The organism is Pararoseomonas baculiformis, from assembly GCF_017813395.1.
GTDB lineage: Bacteria > Pseudomonadota > Alphaproteobacteria > Acetobacterales > Acetobacteraceae > Roseomonas > Roseomonas baculiformis.
The window spans coordinates 77,470-93,431 of record NZ_JAGIZB010000016.1; the positions used below are offsets into that span (position 1 = coordinate 77,470).

Consider the following 15,962-nt stretch of genomic DNA (forward strand, 5'->3'; position numbering starts at 1 on the left):
ACAAGACAATCCGCCGATTTAGGGGGGTGGCCTTCGCGGGCCGCCTTTTTTGTTTTTTGAGCGACGACACCCCACAGCATGAGGGCCTTGAGGCCCGCATCGCCTCCGCCATCGCGCCCACCCTCACCGCCATGGGCTATGAGCTCGTGCGCGTGCAGATCCAGGGCAAGGAACGCCCGACCGTGCAGGTCATGGCGGACCGCGCCGATGGCAGCCTGATCGGCGTGAAGGACTGCGAGGCGATCTCCCATGCCGTGGGCGCCGTGCTCGACGTGGACGATCCCTTCCCCGGCGTCTGGAACCTTGAGGTATCCTCCGCCGGCATCGACCGCCCGCTCACCCGCACCAAGGACTGGATCCGCTTCGCCAGCCAGGTGGCCACGGTGGAGATGGTCGTGCCCCAGGATGGCCGCCGCCGCTTCCGCGGCCGCATCCTCTCGGCCGACGAGAACGAGGTCCGCCTGAAGCTGGACGAAGGCGGCGAGATCACCCTTCCCCGCGGCAATATCCGCCGCGCCAAGCTGGTGCTGACGGATGAGCTGATCGCCGCCACCGCCCAGCCCGAATCCGAAGGCGAAGACGCCGAGGCGGCCCCGCGAAAGGCCCCGAAGCGCTGGCGCCCACCGTCTGAGAGGAACTGAGAACATGGCCGTGGATGTCGCCATCGCTCGCCCTGAGCTTCTCCAGGTCGCGGATGCCGTGGCCCGGGAGAAGATGATCGAGCGCGAAGAGGTGCTCGAGGCCATGGAGCAGGCCATGTCCAAGGCCGGCCGTGCCAAGTACGGCCAGGAGAAGGACATCCGCGCCACCATCGACCGCCGCAACGGCGAGGTGCGTCTCTCCCGCTGGACCGAGGTGGTCGAGGCAGAGCCCGTCGAGAACGAGGCCACCCAGATCCCGCTGCGCATCGCCCAGCGCATCAAGCCCGGCATCGCCGCCGGCGAGTTCATCGTCGATCCGCTGCCCCCCATCGATTTCGGCCGCATCGCCGCGCAGACCGCCAAGCAGGTGATCGTGCAGCGCGTGCGCGAGGTGGAGCGCAAGAAGCAGTTCGACGAGTACAAGGACCGCGTCGGCGAGATCATCAACGGCGTCGTCAAGCGGACCGAATACGGGAACCTCATGGTCGATCTCGGCCGGGCCGAGGCCCTGCTGCGCCGCGACGAGACCATCCCGCGCGAGGCCTTCCGCAACGGCGACCGCGTGCGCGCCTATATCTACGACGTGCGCGAGGAGCAGCGCGGGCCGCAGATCTTCCTGTCCCGCACCCATCCGGGGTTCCTGGCGAAGCTCTTCGCCCAGGAAGTGCCCGAGATCTACGACGGCATCATCGAGATCAAGGCCGTGGCCCGCGATCCCGGCAGCCGCGCCAAGATGGCCGTGATCAGCCGCGACAGCTCCATCGACCCTGTCGGCGCCTGCGTCGGCATGCGCGGCAGCCGCGTGCAGGCGGTGGTGGCCGAGCTGCAGGGCGAGAAGATCGACATCATCCCCTGGTCCGGCGACCAGCCGACCTTCATCGTGAACGCCCTGGCCCCGGCCGAGGTGAGCAAGGTGGTGCTGGACGACGACAACCGCCGGGTCGAGGTGGTGGTACCGGACGACCAGCTCAGCCTGGCCATCGGCCGCCGCGGCCAGAATGTGCGCCTGGCCTCCCAGCTCACCCGCTACGACGTGGACATCCTGACCGAGGCCGAGGAGAGCGAGCGGCGCCAGGCGGACTTCCACAAGCGCACCTCCCTCTTCGTCGAGGGGCTGGACGTGGACGACGTGATCGCCGGCCTGCTGGTGACCGAGGGCTTCACCTCCCTCGAGGAGGTTGTCGAGGTCGATGACGAGGAGCTCGCCTCCATCGAGGGCTTCGACGAGAACGTCGCCGCCGAGCTGAAGCGCCGCGCCCAGGCCAGCCTGGAGCGCCGCGACCAGGAGCTGGACGAGAAGCGCCGCGAGTTGGGCGTCGAGGACAAGGTCGGCGAGACCGGCGGCTTCACCCCGGCCATGATGGTCGCGCTCGGCGAGAAGGGCGTGAAGACGCTTGACGACCTGGGCGACCTGGCGGCCGACGAGCTGATCGAGATCCTCGGCGAGGACAGCGTCGACGAGGAAACCGCCAACGCCATCATCATGGCCGCCCGCCAGCGCGCCGGCTGGTTCGGCGAGGAGGAGAAGGCCCGTGCGGAGGCGGAAGCCGCTGCGGCCGCCGCCGCCGCCGCCGCCGCCGCGGCCGAGCTGGGGGATGAGGGCGAGTTCGAGGGCGAGGGTGATGCCGAAACCGGCATGACCGCCGAAGGCGAGGCCCAGGACGAGCCCGGGGATGACACCCAGGGCGAGGAGAACGGTGACGCCCGGGCCTGACCCCCAGACCCCGCCCCCGGAGCCCCGGGACAAGGAGGCCGGCAACCCCGACCTTCCCGGGCAGGCCCCTGGCCTGCCCGATCCCGAGGAAAAGGGTCCCCGCCGCCGCTGCGTGGTGACGCGGGAGTCCCTTCCCAAGGAGGCGATGATCCGCTTCGTCCTCGGCCCGGACCGCGTCCTGGTGCCGGACCTTGCCGGCCGCATGCCCGGGCGGGGAATGTGGTTGAGCGCGCGCGGCGATGTGCTAGAACGCGCCCTGACCCGCGGGGCCTTCATGAAGGCGGCCCGCGGCCCGGTTCACCCCATCCCCGACCTTCGCCAGACGATCGTCGACGGACTCCGGAGGCGCATCCGGGACCAGGTCGGCCTCGCGCGGCGCGCGGGGAAGGCCGTGGTGGGCTTCCAGCAGGCGCGCGAATGGCTCCAAACCGGCCGCGCCGCCTTGCTGGTCGAGGCGTCTGACGGAAGCGCCCCGGAGCGCGCGAGGCTGGTGGGGAGCCATGAGGTTCCCATCGTCTCCGTCCTGGGCGCGGCGGAGCTGGGTTCGGTGTTCGGTCGCGATCACGCGGTGCATGCGGCGATAGCGTCGGGCCGGCTGGCCGAGGGCATCCTGGCGGAGGCCGCGCGCCTGGCCGGGATCCTGTCGGCGGAACCCGCCGCAGAGGCTGCGCGCCGTGGCGGGCAGGGCAGGGATGCAGGCCGCAAGGCTGGCGCCCGGGGCCCTGCGGGGCCACATGACGCGAATGCCGCTGGTCCCACCGGGGCCAGCAGGAAGGAGGCACCCCGCCGGGGTGCCGATGAGGAGGCGCCCCGCATGGGCGCCGCAGACCAGGCGCCCCGGCGGGGCGACGGAGGCCCGGCGTCCCGGAAGGGCGGCAGGCAGGGAACGCGCCCTCGGCGCGGAGGGGAGCCGGCCGTGCCAGTGACGCAAAAGCGATGAGCCGCTAGTCGGCCGGACGGCGAGGGGCCGGGGATCCTTCCCCAGCCCTGACGGGATCGCGCCAGGGGCGTGGCCCAGGGATGCGCGCCCCTGATGGCGCGATAGAGATGATGGGCCGCCCTTGGCGGCCGGCACCGCCGGGAAACAGTCCCGGGGCGGTGCGTTGGAGATCAGTGTGGCCGATAGCAAGCTGAACACGGAAGGCTCGAACGCGGGCGGAAGCATGAGCGACGAGAACGGACAGGACCAGGGCAAGGGGCGGCTCTCGCTGCGCCCCGGCGGACGGATGGAACTCGGCAAGACCGAGCAGGCTGGCAGCGTGCGCCAGTCCTTCAGCCATGGCCGTAGCAAGACGGTGCAGGTGGAAGTGGTGAAGAAGCGGGCCGGCGGCCCCGGCGGGGCGCCCAGCCCGGCCGGCGGGGCCCCGTCCCGCCCGGCTGGCCCGCAGGCTGGCGGCCCGGCCGCGGGTGGCCCCCGTGCGGGTGGCCCGCAGCGTGCCGGCGGCCCGCGTGCCGGCGGCCCCGCCGCGGCGCCTGGCCGCCCCCTCACCCAGGGCGAGCAGGCCAACCGCCTGCGCGTGCTGGAGGAGATGCGGCGCCAGGAGGCCGAGCGGCAGCGCGTGGAGCGTGAGCAGCAGGCTCTGATGGTGCGTTCCGCCGCCGAGGAGGCCGCGCGCCGCGCCGAGGATGACCGCCGCGCCGCCGAGGAGGCCGAGCGTGCGGCCGCCGAGGCGCGCCGCAACCAGGAGGAGGCCGCGCGCCGTGCCGAGGAGGAGCGCCGCGCCGCTTCCACGGCCCAGCCCGCCGCCCCGGCGCGGGACGAGCCGGCTCCGGCTCCGGCGCCCAGCGCGGCGCCTGCGCCCGCGCCGCGTGCCCCCGAGCGCCCGGCCCCTGTGGCCGCGCGCCCGGCACCGGAGGCGCCGCGCGTTCCCCAGCCCTCCCGCGCCCTGTACCAGGACCGCGACCGTGGTGGCGACCGCGCCGGCTATGGCGATCGTGGCGGGGATCGCGGCTATGCGCCGCGTCCGGGCGGCGCGCCTTCGGGCGACCGTGGCTATGTGATGCGCACGGGTGGCCCCGGTGGTGACCGTGGCGGCGACCGTGGCGCCCCTGGTGGGGATCGCGGCGGCGACCGTGGCTATGCGCCGCGTCCGGGCGGCGCGCCTTCGGGCGACCGTGGCTATGTGATGCGCACGGGTGGCCCCGGTGGTGACCGTGGCGGCCCGGGTGGTGATCGCGGCTATGCGCCGCGTCCGGGCGGTGCGCCTTCGGGCGACCGTGGCTATGCGCCGCGCACGGGCGGCCCCGGTGGCGACCGTGGCGGCGACCGTGGCGGCCCTGGCGGTGATCGCGGCGGCTATGCGCAGCGTCCCTCTGGCCCTGGCGGCTTCGGCCCCCGGGCCGGTGGCCCGGGTGGCGGCTATGGCGGCGGCTCCGGCGCGCCGCTGGCGGCCCGCCGCCCTGGCCCGGTGCCGAGCGGCGCTCCCGCCGGCGGTGCCGCGGGCAAGCTCTCCCTGCGCCCGCGTGGTCCCGGCGACGCGCCGGTGCCCGGGATGGAGGAGGAGGGCCGTCGCAGCCCGCCCCGCCGCCTCGGCACCGCGCCGGCCGCCGCGGCCCGCAAGGCCGCGCCGGCTCCTGCCAAGAAGGGCATGGGTCCGTCGGACCGGAAGCGCGAAGGCCGCATCGACGTCGCCGCGGCGATCGAGGGTGATGACGACCGCGGGCGTTCGCTCGCCTCGGTCCGCCGCGCCCGCGAGCGCGAGCGGCGCCAGGCCGAGCTGGCCCGGCTTCGTTCGGGCCAGGAGCGCGTGGTGCGCGACGTGGTCATCCCCGACATCATCACCGTGCAGGAGCTGGCGAACCGCATGGCCGCCCGCGCCGGCGAGGTGGTGAAGGCGCTGTTCCGCATGGGCGTGATGGCCACCATCACCCAGTCCATCGACGCCGACACGGCGGAGCTGGTGGCGACCGAGTTCGGCCACCGCATCCGCCGCGTTTCCGAGGCGGATGTGGAGCAGGGCCTGGAGGGCGAGGTGGATGCCGAGGAGGCGCTGGAGCCGCGCCCGCCGGTCGTCACCATCATGGGCCATGTCGACCACGGCAAGACGAGCCTTCTGGACGCCCTTCGCAAGACGGACGTGGCGGCGCGCGAGGCGGGTGGCATCACCCAGCACATCGGCGCCTACATGATCCAGATCCCGTCGGGCGACCGCGTGACCTTCATCGACACCCCGGGCCACGAGGCCTTCACGGCCATGCGCGCCCGCGGTGCCTCGGTGACGGACATGGTGGTGCTGGTCGTGGCCGCGGATGACGGCGTGATGCCGCAGACCGTGGAAGCGATTAAGCACGCCCAGGCGGCCAACGTCCCGATGATCGTCGCGATCAACAAGATCGATAAGCCCGGCGTGAATCCCGACCGCGTTCGCAACGAGCTGCTGCAGCACGAGGTCGTGGTGGAGAGCCTGGGCGGCGACACGCAGGAGATCCAGGTCTCCGCGCTCAAGGGCACGGGCCTCGACAAGCTGCTGGAGGCCATCATCCTCCAGTCCGAGGTGCTGGACCTGAAGGCCAACCCGAACCGGGCGGCCGAGGGCACGGTCATCGAGAGCAAGCTGGACAAGGGCCGTGGCCCCGTGGCGACGGTGCTGGTCCAGAAGGGCACGCTCAACCAGGGCGACATCGTGGTGGCCGGCGCCGAATGGGGCCGCGTCCGCGCGATCATCGACGACATGGGCATCCCGCTCACGGGCGCCGAGCCCTCCGAGCCGGTCGAGATCCTCGGCCTCTCGGGCGTGCCTTCGGCCGGCGAGACCTTCGTGGCGGTCGAGGACGAGACCCGGGCGCGCGAGATCACCGAGTTCCGTCAGCGCAAGCTGCGCGAGAAGCAGGCCGCCGCGGCGGGTGCGGCGCGCGGCACGCTGAACGACATGCTGGCCCGCATCCAGGCGGGCGAGCAGAAGGAGGTGGCCGTCGTCGTCAAGGCGGATGTGCAGGGCTCGGCGGAGGCGCTCGGCGTCACCCTCGGCAAGCTCTCGCGCGAAGAGGTCAGGGTGCGCGTGCTGCACTCGGCGGTCGGCCAGATCACCGAGAGCGACATCCAGCTCGCCAAGGCCTCCAACGCCGTGGTCGTCGCCTTCAACGTCCGGGCCACCACCCAGGCGCGCGAGATGGCGAACCGCGACGGCGTGGAGATCCGCTACTACTCGATCATCTACGAGGTGGCCGACGACATCGAGAAGCTGGTCAAGGGCAAGCTCGCCCCGATCCAGCGCGAGAAGTTCCTGGGCTACGCGCAGATCCTGCAGGTGTTCGAGGTCAAGCGCCTCGGCAACATCGCGGGCTGCCGCGTGACCGAGGGCGTCGTGAAGCGCGGCGCCGGCGTGCGCCTGCTGCGCGACGGCATCGTGATCCACCAGGGCACGCTCTCGACCCTGCGTCGCTTCAAGGATGACGTGAAGGAGGTCGCCAACGGTTACGAGTGCGGCATGTCCTTCCATAACTACAACGACATCCGCGTCGGCGATCAGATCGAGTGCTACGAGACGGAGACGGTGGCGGCGGACTGATCCGCCACCCCTCTCTCCCGGTTTGACTTGTCCGCCGCGCCCGGCTGAAACCGGGCGCGGCGGATGCTTTTCGAGGCTCTTTCCATGCCCAAGCACACCACGGCCACCCAGGCCCCCTCCCAGCGGATGCTGCGCGTGGCGGAGGAGGTGCGGCACGCCCTCTCCGCCGTGCTCGCGCGCGGCGATGTGCGCGACCCCGATCTGGCGGATTCCCGCGTGACGGTGACGGAGGTGCGCGCCTCCCCCGACCTGAAGCACATGACGGTCTTCGTCTCCCGGCTCGGCCAGACCGCGGATAAGGCGCTGCTGGACCTGCTTCGCCGCAACCAGCCGGACCTGCGCCGGCAGGTGGCACGCGCCGTGCGCCTGAAATTCGCGCCGGAGCTGCACTTCCAGGCCGATACGGCGCTCGACCATGCGATGCATATCGACGCGCTGATGCGCCGGCCGGAAGTGGCGCGCGACCTGGGGCCGCGCCCGCATGCCGAAGACCAGGCCGACGAGCAGGACGACGACGAGACGTGAACCCAGCCCCGCTTCCGCCAGAGATGGCGCCGGTGATCCGGACCATCGCCATGCCGGCGGACACGAACCCGGCCGGCGACATCTTCGGCGGCTGGCTCATGGCGCAGATGGACCTGGCGGCCGGCAATGCGGCGGCCCGCCGGGCCCGCGGCCGCTGCGCGACGGTGGCGGTGGAGGCGATGACCTTTCACCGGCCCGTCCATGTGGGCGACGAGGTGAGCCTCTATGCCCGTATCCTGGCGGTCGGGCGCAGTTCCCTCCGCATCCAGGTGGAGGCCTGGCGGCGGGAGCGGCATTCGGACCTGCGGGAGCGGGTGACGGAGGCAGCCTTCACCTTCGTGGCGCTGGACGAGAATGGCCGTCCCCGCCCGGTGCCGGCCGAGGGAAGCTGAGCCCTTGGGCCTCGCGCTCTATGCCCTGCTGAAGAATGCCCCCTTCTGGCTGCCGAGCTTCCTGGCCTGGTACCGGATCATCCGCGGCGGGCAGCGGGCCAGGCGCGTGGCGCTGATCCTCTGGCCCCTGGCCGTGCTGGCCTGCTTCGTGGGCCCCCTGGCCGAATGGCAGCCGGCGCAGGCGATGGCGGTGAACATCCTGCTCGGCACCGTGCTGGGGGCCCTGGCGGGCTTCTGGCAGCGCCGGGTCCAGGCACGCCCGAGCGAACCAAGCCGCTGATCCGCCGTTCCCCCGGGATGGAACCGCGCATCGCCTGGGTCTGCCAATGGCTCGACCCCTCCCTGCCTCCGAAGGAGCAGGCCGCGCTCAATCTGCGCGACACCACCGTCACCCATCTCCAGAAGCTTGAGCCCAGGGCGGCGATCGAGAAGCTGATCGGGCTGGTGCGCGTGAACGGGGAGACGCTGCTCGCCCAGGTCGCACGCACCGCGCGGCTGCCCCCGGGACAGCGGGCCATGCGGATGGTCAGCCATATCCTGCCTGCCTACAGCCACCCGGCCATCCGGCCCCTTTATGACGACCCCGCGCTGCGGCGGATCGTGGAGACCAGCCTGAAGCCGGCAGGGGAGGCGGCGCGGCAGGGCGGGGTGCGGCTTTCCATGCATCCCGGCCAGTACACGGTGCTGGCCACAGAGCGGGACAGCACCCGCGCCGCCGCCGTGGCCGATATCGAGTACCACACGGATGTCATGCGCTATCTCGGCCATGCCGGGGGGTGGCACCCCCATGGGGCGCATATCAACGTGCATGCGGGCGGCCGCGTGGCGGGGATCGAGGGCTTCCGGGCCGGGCTGCGGCTGCTGTCGGAGGATGCGCGCAACCTGCTGACGGTGGAGAACGAGGAAACCGCCTATCGGGTGGAGGACCTGCTGCCCCTGGCGGATGAGTTGCCCATCGTGCTGGACCTGCACCACCACTGGGTGGTGACCGGGGAGTACATGGAGCCGGACGATCCGCGCATCGCGCCCATCCAGGCCTCCTGGCGGGGGGTGCGGCCCATCATCCATATCAGCGCGCCCAAGCCGGACCTGGCACCGGGCCAGGACCCGGATGTGCTGCCGGACCGCGAGGCCCTGATCGCCGCCGGGGTTTCCGCCCGCGACCTGCGGGCCCATTCGGCACGGCTGTGGAACCGGCCCCATGCGGAATGGGCGGCGCGGCACCTGGCCTGGGCGGATATCGAGGTGGAGGCGAAGGAGAAGAACCTGGCGACGGAAGCCTTCGCGCAGATCTGCTTTCCGGTGGCTGCCGAGGCATAGGGCGGCGCGGGGGAGGGCAGTGCCCTCCCCCGCGCGCTAGGCATCAGCTTCCGTCAGCTTCCCGTGAACTGCGCCTCGCGCTTCTCCAGGAAGGCCGCGCGCCCTTCCTTGTGGTCGGCGGAGAGGAAAAGGGTGGACTGGAAGTGGCGCTCCGTCTCCAGCGCCGCGTCCAGCCCGGCGGCGAACATGGCCTTCGTCAGCGCCATCGGCGCCGGCGCCTGGGCCGCCAGGAAGCGCGCGCGCTCCAGCGCGAAATGCAGGGCCTGGCCGCGATGCACCACCTCCTCCACCAGCCCGATGCGCTCGGCCTCTCCGGCCGAGAGCTGCTGGTGCAGCATCAGCATCCTGCGCGCGCGCCCGGCGCCGATGCGGGCCGGCAGGGTGTAGGGCAGGCCGAGATCGGCCATCAGCCCGATCTTGCCGAAGCCCGCCATGAAGCGCGCATCCTCGGCCGCCACGATCAGGTCGCAGGCGCAGGCCAGCGAAAGGCCCGCGCCCACGCACCAGCCCTCCACCGCCGCCACGACGGGCTTGTTGCCCGCCGCGATCAGCCGGATCAGCCGGTGGGAGCGGCGCATGCGCTCCGCGCCCGACATGGCATCGCGCACATCCATGCCCGAGATATCGGCGCCCGAGCAGAAATTGCCCGCCGCGCCGGTGACGACGAAGGCGCGCACGGAAGGATCGCCCTGCGCCTCCTCGAGCACCTCGGCCATGCGCGCGCGCAGCGGCACGGCCAGCGCGTTGCGCCGGGCGGGGAAGTCGATGGTCAGGGTCACCACCCCGCCATCCCGCGCGACGCCGAGCGACATGCCTTCCGGCATCCCGGTGGAAGATGCAGCCTGGCTCATCCGTGTCGTTCCCCTTCCTGCGCTCTTCAGGCGCCTGCGGTCTCGCGCGCGTCCCGCAGCGGCGCCGCGGTGACGGAGCGGAGGTGATCCAGCGTCACGCCGGGGGCGAGGTCGCGGATGGCGAAGCCATCCTCGGCCACGTCCAGCACGGCCAGGTTGGTATAGATGCGCGAGACGGCCCTCATCGCCGTCAGCGGGTAGCCGCAGGCCTCCACCAGCTTCGGGCGCCCGTCCTTGGTGGTGTGCTCCATCATCACCCACACCCGCTTGGCGCCGGCGGCGAGGTCCATCGCGCCACCCACGGCGGGGGCGCTGTCATTCTCGCTCGTCGCCCAGTTCGCGATGTCGCCGTTGGAAGCCACCTCGAAGGCGCCGAGCACGCAAAGGTCGATATGCCCGCCGCGGATCATCGCGAAGCTGTCGGCATGGTGGAAATAGCTGCCGCCCGGATGCAGCGTCACGGGCTGCTTGCCGGCATTGATCAGCCAGGCGTCCTCCTTGCCCTTCTCCGGCGCGGGCCCCATGCCGAGGATGCCGTTCTCAGAGTGCAGCACCACTTCGCGCCCCTCGGGGATGTGGTCGGCGATCAGCGTCGGCATGCCGATGCCGAGATTGCAGTACCAGCCATCCGGGATGTCCTGGGCGGCCCGGGCGGCCATCTGGGTGCGGGACCAGGGTTGCATGCGTCGTTCCTCCGTCAGGCCGCGCCGGCTTCGCCCCAGGGGGCACCGCGCTTCACGTTGACCACGCGATCCACGAAGATGCCGGGCGTCACCACCCGCTCGCCCTCGATCTCGCCCAGCTCGACGATCTTCTCCGCCTGCACGATGGTGAGCGTCGCGGCCATCGCCATCACCGGGTTGAAGTTCCGCCCGCTGCGCCGGTAGGTCAGGTTCCCCCAGCGGTCCGCCTCCCAGGCCTCCACCAGCGCCACGTCGCCGGGCAGGGCCAGCTCCATGACATGCGCGCGCCCGTTGAACTCGCGCTCCTCCTTGCCACGGCCGAGCTGCGTGCCGGCGGCGGTGGGGGTGTAGAAGGCGGGGATGCCGGCGCCGGCGGCGCGCATGCGCTCGGCCAGCGTGCCCTGCGGCACGATCTCCAGCTCCAGCTTGCCGGCCTTGTACAGGTCCTCGAACACCACCGAGCCGGCGCTGCGCGGGAAGGAGCAGATGATCTTCCGCACCCGCCCCAGTTCCATCAGCCGCGCAAGGCCCACGCGCCCGGTGCCCGCGTTGTTGCAGACCACGGTCAGGTCCGTCGCACCCTGCTCGATCAGCCCGTCGATCAGCTCATCCGGCTGCCCCGCGGCGCCGAAGCCGCCGATGAGCACGGTGCTGCCATCCTTCACCCCCGCCATGGCCTCCGCCATGTCGCGGACGATCTTGTTGATCACGTCTGCTTCTCTCCCGGTGTCATGTAGGCCGCTATGCGGTCATAGGGCGTGAGCGCGGCGATGGAAGCCATGTCCCCCGCCAGCAGCGCGCGCCCGGCTTCCAGGGCCGCGCCATAGGCTGCGCGGGCCAGGGCGCCGCCCACGCTCACGCGCCGCACGCCCATCTCAGCCAGCCGCGCCAGCGGCAGGGCGCCGGAACGCGGGCCGATCAGCACGTTCACCGGCTTCGGCGCCACGGCGCGCACCACGGCGCGGATGGCGTCCTCATCCGGCAGGGCGGGCGCGTAGAGGCAATCCGCACCCGCCTCCGCGAAGGCCACCAGGCGCCGGATCGTGTCGTCCAGGTCCGGCCGCCCATGCAGGAAATTCTCGGCCCGTGCCGTCAGCACGAAAGGATGCGGGGCGTCCCGCGCCGCCCGTGCCGCCGCCGCGATACGCGCGACGGACTGGTCGAAGCCATGGATGGGGGATGCCGGATCGGCGGTGGTGTCCTCGATCGTGCAGCCGCAAAGCCCGGCCGCGATCGCGCCGCGCACCGTCTCCGCCGCATCCTCCGGCGCGGGGCCGAAGCCGTCCTCCAGATCGGCCGAGGCGGGCAGGTCCGTGGCGCACACGAGATCCCGCGCATTGGCCAGCGCCTCGGCCCGCGAGATCGCCGCCTCGCCATCCCGCCGCCCGAGCATGAAGGCCAGCCCGGCCGAGGTGGTGGCCACGGCCTGGAAGCCCAGCCCGGCCATCAGCCGCGCGCTGCCGGCATCCCAGGCATTGGGCAGGGCGAAGCAGCCCGCCGCATGCAGGGCGCGGAACCGCTCCGCCTTCTCCGCCACCGTTCCGCTCACGCCGCCCTCCGTCCCGCGCGCTCATTGGTGAAGCCGTGCAGCCGCATCGGTGCCGGTTCCATGCCGTGCAGGGCGCGCAGGATGTTCGCGGCCAGCCAGGCATCCTCCAGCGCGCCGTGCAGCGCCGTCTCCCGCGCCAGCCCGCATTCGGCCGCGGCATGGCCCAGGCCGGAACGCAGCCCCGGCCGCATCCGCCGCCAGGCCTGCATGGTGCAGAACTCCCCGGACCAGGGGCGCGCCATGCCCAGCCGCTCGAACTCGCCGCCCAGCATCCGCCGGTCGAAGGAGAGGTTGTGCGCGCAGCCCACCGCGCCGCCGAAGAAGCCGGCCACCTCCTCCGCATGCGCCGCGAAGCCCGGCTGCCGCGCGAGATAGGAATCCGAGAGCCCATGCACCCGGAAGGCGCTGAAATGGCAGGGCATGCCGGGGGAGAAGACGAGATGCAGCGTCGCCTCCGGCTCCAACGCGGCATCCAGCCGCACGGCGCCGAGGGAGACGACGCGGTCCTGGCCGGTGCAGCCCGTGGTTTCCGTGTCGAAGACGATGACGGGGTGTCCGGGGATCAAGAAAGCGCCTTTCCGGAAGCCAGCATGGCCGGGAAGCTGCCACAGGCGGGGGGAGGCGTCTCCCCCCAACCCCGCCTCATCCGCCCTGCGCCAGTTCGATCACCGCATCCGCCGCCCAGGCCCCCTGGCCTTCCGGCAGGACCAGCACCGGGTTCACATCCACCGAGACGAGCCTTTCCCCGGCCGCCACGGCGAAAGCCGAGAGGGCGGAAAGGGCCCACGCCAGGGCCGGCACATCGGCCCGGGGCCGCCCGCGCGCGCCATCCAGCAAGGGGAAGCCACGGAGGGAGCGGATCATCGCCTCCGCCTCCGCCACGTCCACCGGGCAGCGGCGCAGCGCCACGTCCCGCAGCACCTCGATGAACACGCCGCCCAGCCCCACCATGGCCACGGGGCCGAAGACGGGATCGCGCAGGATGCCCAGCGCCACCTCCACCGCCCCGCTGACCTGGCGCGCCACCAGCACCCCAGTCACGCGGGCCTTGGGCGCGTTCTCGGCCGCGTTCCACATCAGTCGCTCGTAATTCGCCCGGACCGCCTCCTCGTCGGCCACGTTCAGCATCACGCCGCCGATCTCGGACTTGTGCAGGATGTCCGGGGAGAGAAGCTTCATCACCACGGGGAAGCCGATGGCGCGGGCGGCCTCCACCGCCTCCTCCATGCTGGTCGCGGTGGCCTCGGGCACGGCGGGCACCCCGGCATCGGCCAGGATGCGCTTCGCCTCCGCCTCGTTCGGCGTGGCCTGCGGCAGGGTCACGGCCGGCAGCGGCACCGTTCCGCGCGGCACCCGGGCGAAGGCCGCCCCGAACCGCCCCTGGGCCGCCAGCGCCACCACGGCGCGGGAGGGATCCTCGAACACCAGATAGCCGTCCGCCTCATACTCCCTCACCCGTTCCGGCGGCGCGAGGACGCTGAGGCACCAGAGCCGGTCCGGATGGTCCGCCCGCACCGCGTTCAGCTCGGCCCGCAGCCGGGGCGCCAGGGCGGGGGAGGCACCCACCGTGGTGAAGAAGGCGATCAGGCTGGAATAGCCCCCATCCTCGACCATGCTGCGGGCGAAGGCGCCCACGAGGGCCATGTCGTTGAAGACCTGCGCCGTGCAGTCCACGGGGTTGGAGGGATTGCTGAACGGGATCAACGCCTTCAGTCGCGCCTGTGCCGCCTCCGGCATGGGGGGCATGGGGATTCCCTGCTCCTCCGCCGCGTCGGAGATCATCACCCCCGCCCCGCCGGAGATGGAAACCACCCCCAGCGTGTTCCGCACCGGGTAGATCCGGGGCGTCGCGGCATAGACGACATCCAGCATCTCCTCCGTGTTCCGGGCGCGGTGGACGCCGAATTCCTCGAGCACCACCCCGGTCACGGCATCATCCCCCGCGATGCTGGCGGTGTGGGACTGCGCCGCATGGGCGCCCAGGGCGGAGCGGCCGACCTTCATCATCACCACGGGCTTGCCCGCCCGGCGCGCGGCTTCCAGCGCCGCCAGGAAATGCGGCCCTTCCCGCACGCCCTCGGAATAGGCGGCGATGATGTCCACCCCGTCATCCTCGGCCATCCAGCCGATCACGTCGCCCAGCGTCACCTCGGCCTCGTTGCCCGTGGTGACCAGCACGGGGGTGGAGATGCCCCGGTTCCGGGCCGCGCCGAACAGATGGGTGCCATAGGCGCCGGACTGGCTGGCGATGCCCACCCGCCCGCGCCCGGGGATGGGGTCCACCGGCCAGCCCACATCGAAGGAGGAGGTGAAGATCGGGAAATAGCCGAGCGGCGCGTTGAACAGGCCCAGGCAGTTGGGGCCCAGCAGCCGCATGCCATGCGCGCGCGCGGTGGAGACGAGCTGTTCCTGCGCCGCGCGGCCGGCCTCGTCCACCTCCGCATAGCCGGCGGTGAAGACGATGGCCGCCGGGCAGCCCCGCCGCCCCAGCTCATCCACCGCCTGCTCGGCCAGGGCGCCCGGCACGGCAATGATGGCCGCGTCCGGCGCGCCGGGAAGGGCGGCTATATCGGGATAGGCCACCAGCCCCTGCACCCGGTCCCGCTTTGGGTTCACCGGCCAGAGCGCGCCGGAGAAGCCCCGCTGGATCATGCTGTGCACCGGCCGGCCGCCAATGCGGGTGGGCTCGTCGGAGGCCCCGATCACCGCCACGCTGCGCGGCGCCACCATGGGCCGCAGGGAGGCGAAGCCCGCCCCCGCCGCCACGCCCGAGCCACCATCGGCCATGCCGCATCCTCCCGCCCGTTATGGCGGAAGGCTGCCCCCGGGCCGCCTCGGGGGCAAGCGGCCCCTAGCTCTCCTCCTCCTCGACCTCCTCGTCATAGGAAACCTCGGCGCCGCCGACCACGGCGAGGCAATCGGCATAGGTGGAGAGGATCCAGTCGCGGTCATGCACCTCCCCTTCCTGCGAGGACGCCATGATGATCCGCAGCAGGGCGAGCGCCACAGCGGGCTCGCCCTCGCCCTGGATCTCGATCTTCGGCAAGTCGGACACAGCAACCCCTTCCACGTCGCGCACGGGTGGTTTCTACGCGTCAGAACCGCGACGGATGCGGCGGCTTGCCCGGGATCACGGGGAGTTTGAAACGCGGCATTCTGCAAATCGTTCGCAACTTCATTGCATCTGCTCTGCGGGTGGGTTATGGGCTGCGCCTCCGACTGACGCATCGCGGTTCCGGCGCCCCCCGCCGGGCCGCCCCGCGGGGTTCCATCCCCCGCATGCCGCGATGACCGGTCGCGTGTGACAAGGACGCGCAGAGCATGCCCCTCGCCCGCCCCTTCCGGCTCCTGCCCATGCTGCTGATGGCGGCGCTCGCCACGGGCCCAGCCCTGGCGCAGAACACCCCCGCCCCGGCGGCGCCCGGACCCGATGCCCCGAAGCTATCGGTCGAGCTGAACCGGCTCGAGGCGCGCAACGAGGGCTGCCGCGTCTGGATGCTGGTGCGGAACCCGGGCCCGGCGGTCGATCCCCTCCGGCTCGACCTCGTGATCTTCGGGAAGGACCAGGTGGTGAACCGCCGCATCGCCCTGGATCTCGGCCCGCTCCCGGCCGAGAAGACCATGGCACGCATCTTCGACCTGGCCGGCACGCCCTGCGACGGCGTGGGCCATATCCTCCTGAATGACGTGCTGGCCTGCGCCCCGGATGCCCCGGCGGCCTGCCTCGCCCGCCTTTCGGTCAGCTCGCGCGCTCAGGGCGTGGCGCTGGAGAAGTAAGG

The 15,962-nt window shown here is 72.2% G+C and carries 16 protein-coding genes; 9 read left to right on the top strand and 7 right to left on the bottom strand.

Features of this window, described 5'->3' with window-relative positions:
* Positions 1 to 56 precede the first annotated feature (56 nt).
* The 8 genes from rimP to J8J14_RS16615 all read left to right on the top strand — a co-directional run bounded on the left by rimP (position 57) and on the right by J8J14_RS16615 (position 9,100).
* Positions 57 to 641 (top strand): ribosome maturation factor RimP, encoded by a 585-nt coding sequence (gene rimP / locus J8J14_RS16580; protein ID WP_245215860.1) that lies wholly within the window; start codon positions 57 to 59, stop codon positions 639 to 641.
* Between the two features lie 4 nt (positions 642 to 645).
* Complete coding sequence (gene nusA / locus J8J14_RS16585) at positions 646 to 2,355, top strand: transcription termination factor NusA (RefSeq protein ID WP_209380651.1); 1,710 nt, start codon at positions 646 to 648, stop codon at positions 2,353 to 2,355.
* Positions 2,339 to 3,295 carry an RNA-binding protein gene (locus J8J14_RS16590; RefSeq protein WP_342452470.1) on the top strand — a complete coding sequence of 319 codons (957 nt, stop codon included), beginning with the start codon at positions 2,339 to 2,341 and terminating at the stop codon, positions 3,293 to 3,295. Before nusA ends, J8J14_RS16590 begins: the two co-directional genes overlap by 17 nt.
* Positions 3,296 to 3,518: 223 nt before the next feature.
* Complete coding sequence (infB, locus tag J8J14_RS16595; RefSeq protein ID WP_209380653.1) at positions 3,519 to 6,863, top strand: translation initiation factor IF-2; 3,345 nt, start codon at positions 3,519 to 3,521, stop codon at positions 6,861 to 6,863.
* 84 nt (positions 6,864 to 6,947) lie between these two features.
* On the top strand, positions 6,948 to 7,388 hold the full coding sequence (gene rbfA / locus J8J14_RS16600) for a 30S ribosome-binding factor RbfA (protein ID WP_209380654.1): 441 nt from the start codon (positions 6,948 to 6,950) through the stop codon (positions 7,386 to 7,388).
* A gap of 23 nt (positions 7,389 to 7,411) precedes the next feature.
* Entirely contained in the window at positions 7,412 to 7,780 is a 369-nt protein-coding gene (locus J8J14_RS16605) for an acyl-CoA thioesterase (protein WP_209380683.1), read from the top strand.
* A 4-nt stretch (positions 7,781 to 7,784) separates the two neighbouring features.
* Entirely contained in the window at positions 7,785 to 8,060 is a 276-nt protein-coding gene (locus J8J14_RS16610; RefSeq protein ID WP_209380655.1) for a hypothetical protein, read from the top strand.
* A gap of 17 nt (positions 8,061 to 8,077) precedes the next feature.
* Positions 8,078 to 9,100 carry an apurinic/apyrimidinic endonuclease family protein gene (locus J8J14_RS16615; RefSeq protein WP_209380656.1) on the top strand — a complete coding sequence of 341 codons (1,023 nt, stop codon included), beginning with the start codon at positions 8,078 to 8,080 and terminating at the stop codon, positions 9,098 to 9,100.
* A 53-nt stretch (positions 9,101 to 9,153) separates the two neighbouring features.
* On the opposite strand, the gene J8J14_RS16620 is transcribed toward J8J14_RS16615, so the two are convergent.
* The 7 genes from J8J14_RS16620 to J8J14_RS16650 form a co-directional block, all read right to left on the bottom strand.
* Positions 9,154 to 9,951 (bottom strand): enoyl-CoA hydratase/isomerase family protein, encoded by a 798-nt coding sequence (locus J8J14_RS16620; protein WP_245215861.1) that lies wholly within the window; start codon positions 9,949 to 9,951, stop codon positions 9,154 to 9,156.
* 26 nt (positions 9,952 to 9,977) lie between these two features.
* A complete protein-coding gene (locus tag J8J14_RS16625) occupies positions 9,978 to 10,634 on the bottom strand; it encodes a 3-oxoacid CoA-transferase subunit B (protein ID WP_209380657.1) in 657 nt (218 codons plus the stop codon).
* 14 nt (positions 10,635 to 10,648) lie between these two features.
* A complete protein-coding gene (locus J8J14_RS16630; protein ID WP_209380658.1) occupies positions 10,649 to 11,344 on the bottom strand; it encodes a 3-oxoacid CoA-transferase subunit A in 696 nt (231 codons plus the stop codon).
* Complete coding sequence (locus J8J14_RS16635; protein ID WP_342452471.1) at positions 11,341 to 12,183, bottom strand: isocitrate lyase/PEP mutase family protein; 843 nt, start codon at positions 12,181 to 12,183, stop codon at positions 11,341 to 11,343. Before J8J14_RS16635 ends, J8J14_RS16630 begins: the two co-directional genes overlap by 4 nt.
* Positions 12,180 to 12,749, bottom strand: a complete 570-nt coding sequence (locus tag J8J14_RS16640) for a 3'-5' exonuclease (protein ID WP_209380659.1) — start codon at positions 12,747 to 12,749, stop codon at positions 12,180 to 12,182. The genes J8J14_RS16635 and J8J14_RS16640 overlap by 4 nt, the downstream gene beginning before the upstream one ends.
* 76 nt (positions 12,750 to 12,825) lie before the next feature.
* Entirely contained in the window at positions 12,826 to 14,970 is a 2,145-nt protein-coding gene (locus J8J14_RS16645; protein ID WP_209380660.1) for an acetate--CoA ligase family protein, read from the bottom strand.
* A 64-nt stretch (positions 14,971 to 15,034) separates the two neighbouring features.
* On the bottom strand, positions 15,035 to 15,262 hold the full coding sequence (locus tag J8J14_RS16650; protein WP_209380661.1) for a hypothetical protein: 228 nt from the start codon (positions 15,260 to 15,262) through the stop codon (positions 15,035 to 15,037).
* A 242-nt stretch (positions 15,263 to 15,504) separates the two neighbouring features.
* Between J8J14_RS16650 and J8J14_RS16655 the strand changes: the two genes are divergently transcribed.
* A complete protein-coding gene (locus tag J8J14_RS16655) occupies positions 15,505 to 15,960 on the top strand; it encodes a Tat pathway signal protein (RefSeq protein ID WP_209380662.1) in 456 nt (151 codons plus the stop codon).
* Positions 15,961 to 15,962: the final 2 nt, after the last annotated feature.

What these genes read in the sequence shown, in the direction of transcription:
- nusA (WP_209380651.1), top strand. Translation starts at nt 646, where the DNA reads ATGGCCGTGGATGTCGCCATCGCTCGCCCTGAGCTTCTCCAGGTCGCG.
- infB (WP_209380653.1), top strand. Translation starts at nt 3,519, where the DNA reads ATGAGCGACGAGAACGGACAGGACCAGGGCAAGGGGCGGCTCTCGCTG.
- rbfA (WP_209380654.1), top strand. Translation starts at nt 6,948, where the DNA reads ATGCCCAAGCACACCACGGCCACCCAGGCCCCCTCCCAGCGGATGCTG.
- J8J14_RS16605 (WP_209380683.1), top strand. Translation starts at nt 7,412, where the DNA reads ATGGCGCCGGTGATCCGGACCATCGCCATGCCGGCGGACACGAACCCG.
- J8J14_RS16615 (WP_209380656.1), top strand. Translation starts at nt 8,078, where the DNA reads ATGGAACCGCGCATCGCCTGGGTCTGCCAATGGCTCGACCCCTCCCTG.
- J8J14_RS16620 (WP_245215861.1), bottom strand. Translation starts at nt 9,951, where the DNA reads ATGAGCCAGGCTGCATCTTCCACCGGGATGCCGGAAGGCATGTCGCTC.
- J8J14_RS16625 (WP_209380657.1), bottom strand. Translation starts at nt 10,634, where the DNA reads ATGCAACCCTGGTCCCGCACCCAGATGGCCGCCCGGGCCGCCCAGGAC.
- J8J14_RS16645 (WP_209380660.1), bottom strand. Translation starts at nt 14,970, where the DNA reads ATGGCCGATGGTGGCTCGGGCGTGGCGGCGGGGGCGGGCTTCGCCTCC.
- J8J14_RS16655 (WP_209380662.1), top strand. Translation starts at nt 15,505, where the DNA reads ATGCCCCTCGCCCGCCCCTTCCGGCTCCTGCCCATGCTGCTGATGGCG.